The 12161-nt window shown below is 67.4% G+C and carries 10 protein-coding genes; all 10 read left to right on the forward strand.

Annotation, left to right across the window (positions count from 1 at the left end):
- Nucleotides 1-99 precede the first annotated feature (99 nt).
- Nucleotides 100-1611 carry an acyl-CoA ligase (AMP-forming), exosortase A system-associated gene (locus K9B35_RS05290; protein ID WP_224920766.1) on the forward strand — a complete coding sequence of 504 codons (1512 nt, stop codon included), beginning with the start codon at nt 100-102 and terminating at the stop codon, nt 1609-1611.
- Entirely contained in the window at nt 1608-2810 is a 1203-nt protein-coding gene (locus K9B35_RS05295; RefSeq protein WP_224920767.1) for a pyridoxal-dependent decarboxylase, exosortase A system-associated, read from the forward strand. Before K9B35_RS05290 ends, K9B35_RS05295 begins: the two co-directional genes overlap by 4 nt.
- A 257-nt stretch (nt 2811-3067) precedes the next feature.
- Nucleotides 3068-3712, forward strand: coding sequence for an XrtA/PEP-CTERM system exopolysaccharide export protein (locus tag K9B35_RS05300; protein WP_224920768.1), 645 nt, complete (start codon nt 3068-3070; stop codon nt 3710-3712).
- Between the two features lie 18 nt (nt 3713-3730).
- The gene (locus K9B35_RS05305) at nt 3731-5254 is read left to right on the forward strand and encodes an XrtA system polysaccharide chain length determinant (protein ID WP_224920769.1); all 1524 of its coding nucleotides are present in this window, start codon (nt 3731-3733) and stop codon (nt 5252-5254) included.
- A gap of 10 nt (nt 5255-5264) precedes the next feature.
- Nucleotides 5265-6272 carry an AAA family ATPase gene (locus tag K9B35_RS05310; protein WP_224920770.1) on the forward strand — a complete coding sequence of 336 codons (1008 nt, stop codon included), beginning with the start codon at nt 5265-5267 and terminating at the stop codon, nt 6270-6272.
- On the forward strand, nt 6269-7864 hold the full coding sequence (locus K9B35_RS05315; protein ID WP_224920771.1) for a hypothetical protein: 1596 nt from the start codon (nt 6269-6271) through the stop codon (nt 7862-7864). Before K9B35_RS05310 ends, K9B35_RS05315 begins: the two co-directional genes overlap by 4 nt.
- Nucleotides 7865-7889: 25 nt before the next feature.
- The gene (locus tag K9B35_RS05320) at nt 7890-8999 is read left to right on the forward strand and encodes an AAA family ATPase (RefSeq protein ID WP_224920772.1); all 1110 of its coding nucleotides are present in this window, start codon (nt 7890-7892) and stop codon (nt 8997-8999) included.
- Between the two features lie 2 nt (nt 9000-9001).
- On the forward strand, nt 9002-9871 hold the full coding sequence (locus tag K9B35_RS05325) for an XrtA system polysaccharide deacetylase (RefSeq protein ID WP_224920773.1): 870 nt from the start codon (nt 9002-9004) through the stop codon (nt 9869-9871).
- Nucleotides 9868-10941: a FemAB family XrtA/PEP-CTERM system-associated protein gene (locus K9B35_RS05330; protein WP_224920774.1), complete on the forward strand. Its 1074-nt coding sequence runs from the start codon at nt 9868-9870 to the stop codon at nt 10939-10941. The genes K9B35_RS05325 and K9B35_RS05330 overlap by 4 nt, the downstream gene beginning before the upstream one ends.
- A complete protein-coding gene (locus K9B35_RS05335) occupies nt 10941-12161 on the forward strand; it encodes a TIGR03087 family PEP-CTERM/XrtA system glycosyltransferase (RefSeq protein ID WP_224920775.1) in 1221 nt (406 codons plus the stop codon). Before K9B35_RS05330 ends, K9B35_RS05335 begins: the two co-directional genes overlap by 1 nt.

Consider the following 12161-nt stretch of genomic DNA (forward strand, 5'->3'; position numbering starts at 1 on the left):
TTGCGCCCGTTACGCGCTGGACGCCGCGATGCCAAGTGCTGCACCTGCTAAGCGATAATAGACACTGGATCGTTAACCGATGCGGGATATGCAGGCGCGATGGTGGAACTCGACCCGACCCCTTACCCGATTGATGCGCTGACGACGCGCGGTGCGCCCGATGCAGTCGCGCTGGAGGATCGTGCGGGGACGCTGACATATGCCGAGCTTGAGAGCGCGGTCGCGGCGCTGGCGCAGTGGTTGCGTGGGCAGGGGCTGGAGCCCGGCGATCGGGTTGCGACCTGGCTGGCCAAGACGCGGCATGCGTGCGTGATGCCGCTTGCGGCGGCGCGGGCGGGGCTGGTGCATGTGCCGGTCAACCCGGTGCTCAAGCGCGCGCAGGTGGCGCATATTCTAGCGGATAGCGGCGCGCGGCTGTTGCTGACGCAGGGCGCGCGGGCAGGGACGCTGGAGGATGGCGATGTGCCCGCAGGCTGCCGCGTCGTGTTCGATGCGGATGCGCCGCTGGTGGGCGAGGGGCTGGCGTTTTCGGAGCGCGATCCCGGGGCGCTGGCGGCGATCCTGTATACCTCGGGTTCGACGGGGCGGCCCAAGGGGGTGATGCTGAGCCATGCCAATTTGTGGCTCGGCGCGATCAGCGTGGCGCATTATCTGAAGGTGACGCCGGACGACCGCGTGCTCGGCGTGCTGCCGTTGAGCTTCGACTATGGGCAGAATCAGCTGCTGTCGACCTGGGCCGCAGGCGGGCGGGTGATCCCGCTGGATTATCTGACCGCGCGCGATGTGATCAAGGCGGTGGACCGGCATGACGCCACCACGATTGCCGGGGTGCCGCCGCTGTGGACGCAGCTGCTGGAGGCGGAGTGGCCGGTCGAGGTCGCGGGGAAGCTGAAGAGGCTGACCAATTCCGGCGGGGCGCTGACGGTGGGCATGGTGCGCGGGTTGCGGGCGCGGTTTCCGGGGGCTGACCTGTATCCCATGTATGGGCTGACCGAGGCGTTTCGGTCGACTTACCTCGATCCGGCGCTGGTCGATGCGCATCCGGAATCGATGGGGCGGGCGATCCCCTTCGCCGAGATCATGGTGGTGCGGTCCGATGGCACGCGCGCCGATCCGGGCGAGGCGGGGGAGTTGGTGCATGCCGGGCCGCTGGTCGCGCAAGGATATTGGCAGGATGCGGAGCGGACAGCGCTGCGCTTCAAGCCTGCGCCGGCGAAATCGTCTTATGGCGGAATGGCGGTGTTTTCGGGGGATACGGTGGTCGAGGGCGCGGACGGGCTGTTGCGCTTTGTCGGGCGCGATGACGAGATGATCAAATCCTCGGGCAACCGGATCAGTCCGACCGAGGTCGAGGAAGCGGTGCTGTCCGGCGGCGAGGCGCGTGAGGCGGTGGCGCTGGGCGTCCCTGATCCGCGGTTGGGGCAGGCGGTGGTGGTGATCGCGGTAGCGCGGGCCGAAGCGGAGACAGCCGAAGCGGCGCTGCGCGAGCGGTTGCGGCGCGAGTTGCCTGCGTTCATGCAGCCCACGCGCTATGTCTGGCGCGACGATTTGCCGCGCAATGCGAACGGGAAGCTCGACCGGTCGGGCCTGAAGGCGGAGATGACGGCATGAAGCCGATGGGGCCGATCCCCCCCTATTTTGCGGGGCAGAGCGGGGAGTTGCACATCGCCGGACGCGCCGCGCGCGAGTGGGTGGCGCAGGCGGGGACGCCGCTGTTCGTCTATGACACGGCGATCGTCCGCGAGCGGTTGGGGCAGCTGCGGGCGGCGTTGCCGGATGCGGTCGAGATCCATTTTGCGATCAAGGCCAACCCGTTGCCGGCGTTTCTGGAAATCGTTTCTCCGCTGGTCGGTGGCCTAGACGTGGCGTCCGGGGGGGAGCTGGCGACGGCGCTGGCAGTCAAGGATGCGGGGCACATCAGCTTTGCCGGACCGGGGAAGCGTGACGTCGAGCTGGAGGCAGCGATCGTAGCCGGGGCGACGCTGAACCTGGAATCCGAGGGCGAGGCGGATCGCGCGCTGGGGATTGGCGAGCGGCTGGGCGTGACGCCGAAGCTGGCGGTGCGGGTTAATCCGTCGTTCGAGCTCAAGGGCTCGGGCATGAAGATGGGCGGGCGGCCTTCGCCGTTCGGGATCGATGCGGCGCGCGTGCCCGAACTGGTCAAACGGCTGATTGCCGCTGGCGCGGACTGGCGCGGGTTTCATATCTTTGCCGGGTCGCAGGCGCTCGACAGCGAAGCGATCTGCGAGACGCAGGCGGCGACCGTCGGGCTGGCGCGCGAACTGGCTGATGCGGTCGGCGCGCGGGCGCCGCTGGTCAATATCGGCGGTGGCCTTGGCGTGCCCTATTTCTCGGGCGATACGCCGGTGGACATCGGGATGGTCGGCGCGCGGCTGGGCGACGTGCTCGATTCGGATCAGGCCTATGCGATCGAGCTGGGGCGGTGGATCGCGGCGGAATGCGGCGTGTATCTGACGCGGATCGTCGACCGGAAGGTCAGCGGGGACGAGACCTTCCTGATCTGTGATGGCGGGCTGAACCATCAGCTTGCCGCGTCGGGAAATTTCGGGACCGTGGTGCGGCGCAACTATCCGATCGCGATTGCAGGGCAGATGGGAGCGGCACCCGAGGAGACCGTTTCGGTGGTCGGGCCGCTGTGTACCCCGCTCGACCGGCTGGGCGACAAGGTGGCTCTGCCCGAAGCGCAGGTCGGCGATGTTGTCGCGGTTTTTCTCGCCGGAGCCTATGGCGCTAGTGCGAGTCCGGCTGGTTTTCTGGGTCACAGACCCGCGTCGGAAATCGTCGCCTGAGTCGTTTTCAGCTTCGCCGAAGCGGCACCAGCCCGCTCCCCCCACTCGGCCACCCATCTAGGATACGCTGTTTAGGTGGCCGGGTGGGGGAGCGGGCTGGTGCCGCGGCGCCGGAGGCGCTCCAAACCCTGACGCCACGCCGCCAGCGGCGTCGTTCCTAACAATATCTTTACCTCCCGCCGCCATAGCAAAGCGGTTGTTCGTGCATGTCGTCCCGGGACGCCGGGACTGCGCGAACGTCAGGAGGTTTGAGAGTGATGCGTTTGGGACAGGTCGGCAAGAGGGTGGCGCTTCCGCTGATGATGGCGGGGGCGCTTTCGGGCTGTATGGGCGGCGGAAGTCGACCGGAGCTGCCATCGACCAACTTTGTCGCGAGCCGTGAGGGGCCGGGCGAGGAATATGTCATCGGCCCGCTCGACACGCTGCAGATCTTTGTCTGGCGCAACCAGGAATTGTCGGCGGAGGTGCAGGTGCGCCCCGATGGCCGCATCACCACGCCGCTGGTGAGCGACATGCCGGCGGTGGGCAAGACGCCTGCGATGCTGGCCGACGACCTGAAATATGCGCTGGGTGAGTATATCAAGGACCCGATCGTGTCGGTCGTGGTCAAGAGCTTCTCGGGCACGTTCAGCCAGCAGATCCGCATCGTCGGTGCGACCGAAAAGCCGGCGTCTTTGCCCTATCGCGCCAACATGACGCTGCTCGACGCGATGATCGCGGTCGGGGGCTTGAGCGAGTTTGCGGCGGGCAACCGCGCGCGGCTGGTGCGCTACGACAAGGCGACGGGCAAGCAGCGCGAATACAAGGTGCGCCTGTCGGACCTTCTCAAAAACGGGGACACGAGCGCGAACGTCCGGCTGGAGCCGGGCGACGTGATCATCATTCCCGAAAGCATGTTCTAACCAGACGGAGACCGCCCGGTGGGGGGATTGTGGGACGAGATCAGGACGGCACTTCACGGCGTGTGGCAACGCCGGTGGATCGCCGTGGCCGTCGCCTGGGCGATCTGCCTGGCGGGCTGGCTCGTCGTGTCGCAGATTCCCAATCAATATGAGAGCCGCGCGCGCATCTTCGTGCAGCTGCGCCAGATCCTGCCCGGCGAGGGGATTGCGACCCAGCAGGAGCAGCAAAAGGACATCGACCGCGTCCGCACGACGCTGGCGAGCGCGACCAATCTGGAAAAGGTGGTGCGCGGCACGGACCTGGCCAACACCGTCGCCACCGACCGCGATGTCGCGGACCGGGTCGCGGGGCTGCAGAAGAAGATCAAGATCACCGCGCAGCAGGACAATCTGTTCGAGATCACCGCGACCGCGGACAATGGCAAATTGTCGCGCACGATCGTCCAGAAGCTGATCGACATTTTCGTCGAGGACAATCTCGGCACGATCCGCGACGAGGCGAGCCAGTCGCTCCAGTTCCTCGACCAGCAGCTCGCCCAGCGGCAAAAGGCGCTGCAGGAGGCGGAAGCCAAAAAGGCCGATTTCCAGGACCGGTATCTCGGCTCGCTGCCCGGTACCGGGACGCTGTCGGAGCGGTTGTCGGCGGCGCGCGCGCAGCTGGCGCAGGTCAATCAGGAGCTGGCGGCGGCGCAGAGCGGACTTGCTGCGGTGAATGGCCAGATGGCGGGGACCTCGGCAACGGTCGCGGGTCCGGGCGGCGGTGGCGGGGTTGCCGGGCCGGCACGGGCGCGGCTTTCGGCGATTCAGGGACAGCTGACGGAAGCGCGGGCGCGCGGGTGGACGGATAGTCACCCCGATGTGATCGCGCTCAAGAGCCAGCTTTCGGCGGCGCAGGGCGCGGCAAAGCGCGAGCCGGTCTATTCGGGCGGCGGCGGTGGCGCGAGCGCCAACCCGCTGTATCTGAGCCTGCGCGCGATGCAGGCCGACAAGGCGGCGCAAGTTGCTGCGCTGACCAACCGCAAGGCGCAGATCGAGGCCGATATGGGCGCGATCGATCAGAAGATCGCGGGCGATCCCGCGGCGGCGCAGGAACAGGCCGAGATCGACCGCAATTATCAGGTGATGAAGTCGGCGTACGACAAGCTGCTCGCCGATCGCGAGCAGGTGAAGCTGCGCAGTCAGGCTGCGGGCCAGGCCGATGCGGTGAAGTTCAACGTGATCGACCCGCCGACCGCGCCGCGTTCGCCGACTGCGCCCAACCGGCCGCTGTTGCTGACCGGCGTGCTGATTGTCGGGCTGGGTGGCGGGCTGGCGGTGGCGTTTGGCCTCAGCCAGCTGGCGGGGACGTTCCCGACCACCGCGCGGCTCGAAAAGATGAGCGGGATGCCGGTGATCGGATCGATCGGCGAAGTCGTGACGGGCGCGCAGACCGCGCTGCGTCGGAAGCGGTTTCAGATGTTTGCAGCGGCGACCGCAGGGCTGGTCGTCGCATGGGTGGCGCTGTTGGGGCTCGAAATGCTCCAGCGCGGCATGAGCGCGTGAGGGTAGGGCCATGAACGACCAGACTCCCAGACGCCTTGGCGGATCGCTGGTGGAGCGGGCGGCGGCGCATCAGGCGTTCGTGCAGCGCCAAGCTGCGCAGCAACATGCTCCGGCGCAGCAGGCGGCTGCTCCTTCGCCTGTGGCTCCTGCGCCCAAGCCGCGTCACGATCTTCCGGTATTCGGTGCGGTTGAGGCGCCGCGCGCGCCGCTGGTGCGTCCGGAGGCCGCACCCGTTGCCCCGCCCGAACAGCCGGCGAGTGCGCGTCGCCGTATTGCGATCGACCGCAAGAAGCTCGCCGAGCATGGCATGCTGGTCCCCGGCGCGACCGTGACTGCGCTGGCCGAGGAATTCCGGCTGGTGAAGCGCCAGTTGCTGACCACTGCGCGTCAGATTCGCGCAGGCGGTGGCGAGGGCGCTGACGACCGTTCGCGGATGATCCTGGTCTGCTCGGCCAAGCCGAATGACGGCAAGACCTTCTGCGCGATCAACCTGGCGCTGTCGATGGCGGCGGAGAAGGATGTCGAGATCCTGCTGGTCGATGCCGATTTCGCCAAGCCCGATGTGCTGGCGCGGCTCGGCGCGCCGGACGGCCCCGGTCTGCTCGATGTACTGGCGGGCGCGGTGGCGAGCGCCGAGGACTGTGTGATCGACACCGATGTGCCGCAGCTGTCGGTGCTGCCCGCCGGAACGCGCAGTGTTGCCGATACCGAGCTGCTCGCCAGTGCGGGGGCACATGCGATCCTCGACGGGCTGGCGGCTGCCAATCCGCGTCGCATCGTGATCTTCGATTCGCCCCCGATCCTCGCCGCATCGCCCGCCAGCGCGCTCGCCAGCCATGTCGGGCAGGTGATGCTGGTGGTTCGCGCCGACCGCACGCGTGAGAACGAGCTGCGCGACGCGGTCGGGTTGCTCGACGGGTGCGACCATATCCAGTTGTTGCTCAACAGCGTTTCCATCCAGCCGGGCGGGCGCCGTTTTGGCAGCTATGGCGCCTATTACGGGGAGCCCGACCAATGAGGCTGTTCGCCGCGGCACTTGCCGCCACTGCCCTGATCTCCGCGCCCGCGCTGGCGAAGGACAAGAGCAAGTCGATCACCCCCTATGTCGATGCGGGGCAGGTGCTGGTCGCCGACCTTTCGGGCGGGGGCGAGGTGTTGACCTACTCGACCATCGGCGCGGGGGTCGATGCGTCGATCCAGACGCGCCGGGTCGAGGTGCAGCTTTCGTACAAATATGAGCGGCGCTTCGACTGGCAGAATGACGTCGCCGATCAGGACACGCATAGCGGCCTTGCGCGCGCGGCGGTGAAGGTTGCGCCGGGCCTGACGGTCGAGGGCGGGGCGCTGGCGACGCGGGCGCGCAGCGACATTCGTGGCGATGCGCCGAGCAATCTGGCGGGCAATGTCCGCAACGTGGCGCAGGTCTATTCGGTTTATGGCGGGCCGACCTTCCACACCGGTAATGGTCCGGCGAGCCTGAGCGCCGCCTATCGCTTTGGCTATACTAAGGTCGAGGCGCCGACGATTTCGTCGATCGACCCGGCCGCGCCGGCGGTCGATGTGTTCGACAGCTCGACCAACCACCTCGCGCAGGTCCGCGCGGGGGTGAAGGCGGGAACGATCCTGCCGGTAGGGCTGAGCGTCGCTGGGGCGTGGCAGCGCGAGGAGATGAGCCAGCTCGACCAGAAGTTCGACGGCAAATATGGCCGCGTCGATGCGGTGCTGCCGATCGGTCGCGGGCTCGCGGTCGTGGGTGGCGTCGGCTACGAGAAGATCGAGATTACGCAGAAGGACGCGCTGCGCGACGGGACTGGCGCGATCGTGCGCGATGGGGCGGGGCGGTTTGTCACCGATCCGGCATCGCCACCGCGCCTTGCCTATGAGATCGAGGGCATCTTCTGGGACGCGGGCGTGATCTACAAGCCGAGCGCGCGGCTGATGCTGGAGGCGCGGGCGGGGCGCCGGTACGATTCGATGAGCTATACCGGGTCGCTGCAGTGGCAGATGTCGAGCCGGTCGGGGCTGCAGATCGGCGTGTATGATTCGGTGCAGAGCTTTGGCCGTCAGCTGGCGAGCGACCTTGCCGCGCTGCCGACCAGCTTCAACGTTCCGACCGATTCGTTCGGCGATGCGTTCGACGGCTGCATCTTCGGCGACAGCGGCACGGCGGCGGGCGGGTGCCTGACCAACGCGCTGGGATCGGTCGCCAGCGCCAATTACCGCGCGCGCGGTGTCTCGGGTGTGCTGGCGATGAATGCGGGCCGCACGACGCTGGGGCTGGGCGCGGGCTATGCCAACCGGCGCTATCTGGTCCCGGCGGGCAGCTCGGTGCTGGCCGGCAGCAGCGACGACACCTATTATGCGCAGCTGTTCGCCGCACGGGAGCTGAGCGCGCGGTCGGGGGTCAATGGCAACGTATTCCTGAACTATTATCAGAGCGGGATTGCCGGTGCGCCGGGCGTAATGGGCGGCGGCGCTGCCGGTTCCTATTACCACAATTTCGGTCCGTTGAGCGCGGTCGCGTCGCTCGGTATCTCGAGCTTCGAGGTCGATGGGGAAGGCAGCAACACGCAGGCGCAGGCACAACTTGGCCTTCGCTACGGTTTCTGAAGGTTTTTGGTCCAGGGATGGCATGATGTACGACGACCATTATGGACTGAGCGGGCGACCGTTCCAGCTGACGCCGGACCCGGCGTTCTGGTACGATACCGCCACGCACAAAAAGGCGATGGCCTATCTTGGCTATGGGTTGAGCCAGGGTGAGGGATTCATCGTCATCACCGGCGCGCCCGGTGCAGGCAAGACGACGCTGGTCGGTCACCTGATGGAGACGATTGACCCCGAGCGGCTGCACGTCATCAAGATCGTCACGACCCAGATCGAGGCCGAAGACCTGTTGCAGATGGTTGCGGCGGGGCTGAACATCGACGCGACGCATTTGACCAAGGCGCAGATGCTCGCCGGCATCGAGAAGCAACTGCATGCGGTGGCGCGGCAGGGGCGGCGGACGTTGCTGATCGCCGACGAGGCACAGGCGCTGCCGATCGAGAGCCTCGAAGAGCTGCGCATGCTCTCCAATTTCCAGGCGGGTGGTTATCCGCTGTTGCAGATTTTCCTGCTCGGCCAGCCCGAGTTTCGCGCGCGCCTGTCCGATCCGCGGCTGGACCAGCTGCGCCAGCGCGTGATCGCGATGCACCAGCTCGACGGCATGGGCGCGGACGAGCTGGAGCCGTATCTGATCCACCGGCTGTCGTGCGTCGGGTGGCGGGGCAAGCCGCGCTTCACCAATGATGCGGTCGCGGCGATGTATCGCTGGTCGGGTGGCATCCCGCGCAAGGTCAATCTGCTCGCCGGCCGGGTGCTGCTGCTCGGCGCGATCGAAGAGATTACCAGCTTTACCGGCGCTGACGTCGAGGCGGTGATTGCCGACCTCGAGGGCGATCTGTCCGGGGCGATGCCGCCTTCGGCTCCGGCGCGTCCGGCACCGATTCCGGCTCCGGCCGAGGCTGCGCATTCGGCGCGTGAGGCGTTGCGGCGCGAGGTTTCGGCTCCGGCTGCGCCTGCTGCGGGAGCTGTGCCCCCTGCGCCCGCGCCGGTGGTGGATGCCGATCTGGCGGCGCGGTTCGCGCGGCTGGAGGCGCGGATCGAGGAACAGGATGCGGCGCTGCGCCGCGTGCTGACGCTGATGGTCGATTTCATCGAGGTCGAGGATGCCCGGCCAACGCGGCGGGGAGCCGCTGCCTGACGATGGTCGCCAACGCCCTTTCGGTCGATGTCGAGGACTGGTTCCAGGTCGGCGCTTTCGAGACGGTGATCGCGCGCGACGATTGGGCTGCGCTGGACCATCGCGTCGAGGCGAATACCGACAAGGTGCTGGCGCTGTTCGGTGAAGGCGGGGTCAAGGCGACGTTCTTCACGCTGGGCTGGGTCGCCGAGCGCTATCCCGCGCTGATGCGGCGGATTGCCGAGGCGGGGCATGAGGTGGCCAGCCATGGCTGGGACCACCAGCGCGTGTTCACGATGGGGCCGGAGCAGTTTCGCGCCGATATCGGCCGCGCCCGCGCGGTGCTGGAGGATGCGACCGGGCAGAAGGTGAGCGGGTATCGCGCGCCGAGCTTTTCGATCGATGTCCGCACCCCTTGGGCGCATCAGGTGCTGGCGGAGGAAGGCTATGCCTACTCGTCGAGCGTCGCGCCGATCGGGCATGATCATTATGGCTGGGCCGATGCGCCGCGCCGCGCCTATCGTCCGGTGGCGGGGAGCGGCCTGATCGAGCTGCCGGTAACGACCGCGCGATTCCTGGGGCGTGAAGTGACGACCGGTGGCGGGTTCTTCCGCCTGCTGCCGGGCAGCGTCGTGCAGGGCGCGATCCGCGAGATGAACGCGGGCGGCCAGCCGGCGGTGTTCTACTTCCACCCGTGGGAAGTCGATCCCGGCCAGCCGCGCGTGGCGAATGCGCCGCTCAAGTCGAAGCTGCGGCATTACAGCCGATTGGGGGCGATGGCGGGCAAGCTGCGGACGCTGTTCACCGCGCATCGCTGGGACCGCACCGATCGGGTGGCGGCGGCGGAAGCGGCGTTGCTCGATCGTGCGCCGGTGCTGGAGGCGGCGGCGTGAACGCGCCGATCCAGCTGCGCCCGCTGACGCTGCGCGTCGCTGATCTTGGCGATACGATCGATCGCGCGCGGATCGGCGCCTATGTTCATGAGCATCGCGATGCGACACCGTTTCACCTGCCCGCTTGGAGCGCGGCGGTGGCCAAGGGGTGTGGGCAGCGTAGCCATTATCTGATCGCCGAGCGCGGCGAGCTGGGGATTGTCGGCGTGATGCCGCTGACCGAGCTGCATTCGCCGCTGTTCGGGCGGGTGCTGGCGTCGGCAGGGTTTGGCGTGGGCGGTGGTATCCTGGCCGACAAGCCGATGGTGGCAGAGGCGCTGGCGGAGGCGTGCTGGGCGCTGGCAGAGCGGCTGAGCTGTCCGAGTGTCGAGGTGCGCGGCGGGCCGCGGCCGGGACCGGAATGGACCGTCGACGACAGCCATTATCTGGGCTTTGCCCGCCCGCTGGCTGAGGATGACGCCGCCGAATTGCTCGCCATCCCGCGCAAGCAGCGCGCCGAGGTGCGCAAGGCGCTGGACACCGAGCTGGACGTCTCCATCGGGCGCGACCCGGCCGATGTCGCGGCGCATTATGCCGTTTATGCGGAATCGGTGCGCAATCTGGGTACTCCGGTGTTTCCGCGTGCACTGTTCACGGAAGTGTTGCACGAATTTGGTAGCGCCGCCGACGTGCTGGTTGTGCGACGTGAAGGTAAGGCGGTGTCCGCGGTGTTGAGTCTGTATTGGCGGCGGACGGTGTTTCCCTATTGGGGTGGCGGCACGGCGGAGGCGCGTCGGCTGCGCGCCAATGACCGCATGTATTTCGACCTGATGCACCATGCGCGCGACCGGGGCTGCACCCGCTTTGATTTCGGCCGGTCGAAGGTCGGCACGGGCGCTGCGGCGTTCAAGAAGAATTGGGGGTTCGAGGCCCAGCCGCTGACCTATTATGATCGCGTCGCCGATGGCGCGGCGATCCGCGACGCCAATCCGCTGAACCCCAAGTACCGCATGCAGGTGGCGGTGTGGAGCAAACTGCCACTCGCCATCGCCAATCGCGTCGGCCCCTGGATTTCGCGGGGGCTGGGCTGATGGGCGACATCCTGTTTCTGTCGCATCGCGTGCCGTTTCCGCCCGACCGTGGCGACAAGATCCGCGCGTTCAACATCATCCGCTATCTGAGCGAGCGCAAGCGCGTGCATCTGGTGGCGTTCGCCGACGATCCTGCCGATTTGAAGCGCAAGTCGGGACTGTCCAAGCTGACCGGCAACCGTCAGATCGTGTGGCGCAGCAAGCCGCAGGTGCTGGCCGGGGTACAGTCGTTGCTGTCGCATCGCCCGGTGTCGCTGACCGCGTTCGACAATGCCGAGGTGCATCGTGCGGTGGAATCGATGCTGGCGCGGCATGCCATCGACACGATCTACGTCTTTTCCAGCCAGATGGCGCAATATGTGCCGCTGCGCCCGCGTCAGCGGGTGGTGATGGACTTTGTCGATATGGATTCGGCCAAGTTCGCGAGTTACGGCGAGACCAGCCGGGGCTTTACCGGGTGGATGATGCGGCGCGAGGCGCGGCTGCTCGGCGCGCATGAAAAGGCGGTTGCCGCGCGCGCCGATGCCAGCCTGTTCGTCAGCGAAGAGGAAGCGCAGCTGTTCCGCGAGCGCATGGGTGCAGAGCGGGTCCATGCGGTCGGCAACGGGATCGACACCGAGAAGTTCGACCCGGGCGCGCAGTTCAAGCGCATCGACACGATGGGCGACCTGATCGTGTTCACCGGCCAGATGGATTATCGCCCAAACATCGAGGGTGTGACCTGGTTCGTCGAGACGATCCTGCCACATATCCGGCTGCGCCATCCCAATGCGCGCTTTGCGATTGTCGGGCGTAAGCCGACCGATGCGGTCCGGGCGCTGGCGAAACATCCGGGAGTCAGCGTGACGGGCGAGGTGGCCGATGTCCGCCCCTGGCTGCAGGCCGCATCGGTGGTGGTCGCGCCGCTCAAGCTGGCGCGCGGGGTGCAGAACAAGGTGCTGGAGGCGATGGCGATGGCGCGGCCGGTGGTGGCTTCACGGGCGGCGGCGACCGGCATCGATCATGGCGGTACGATCGAGGTTGGCGAGACGGTGGGCGAGATCGCCGACGCGGTGACGCGCATCCTGTCCGACCCGAAGACTGGCGCCGAGTTCGGTGCGCTCGCGCGGCAGCGGGTGATCGACCATTATAGCTGGGACGCGCGCCTGTCGGTGCTGGACGATCTGATCGGCCTGCGCGGTCGCAATGACCGGCGGCTGGAACGCCCGGCGGCGGCGTGA

Origin of the sequence: Sphingomonas sp. R647 (genome assembly GCF_020177055.1) — a bacterium.
Lineage (GTDB): Bacteria > Pseudomonadota > Alphaproteobacteria > Sphingomonadales > Sphingomonadaceae > Sphingomonas.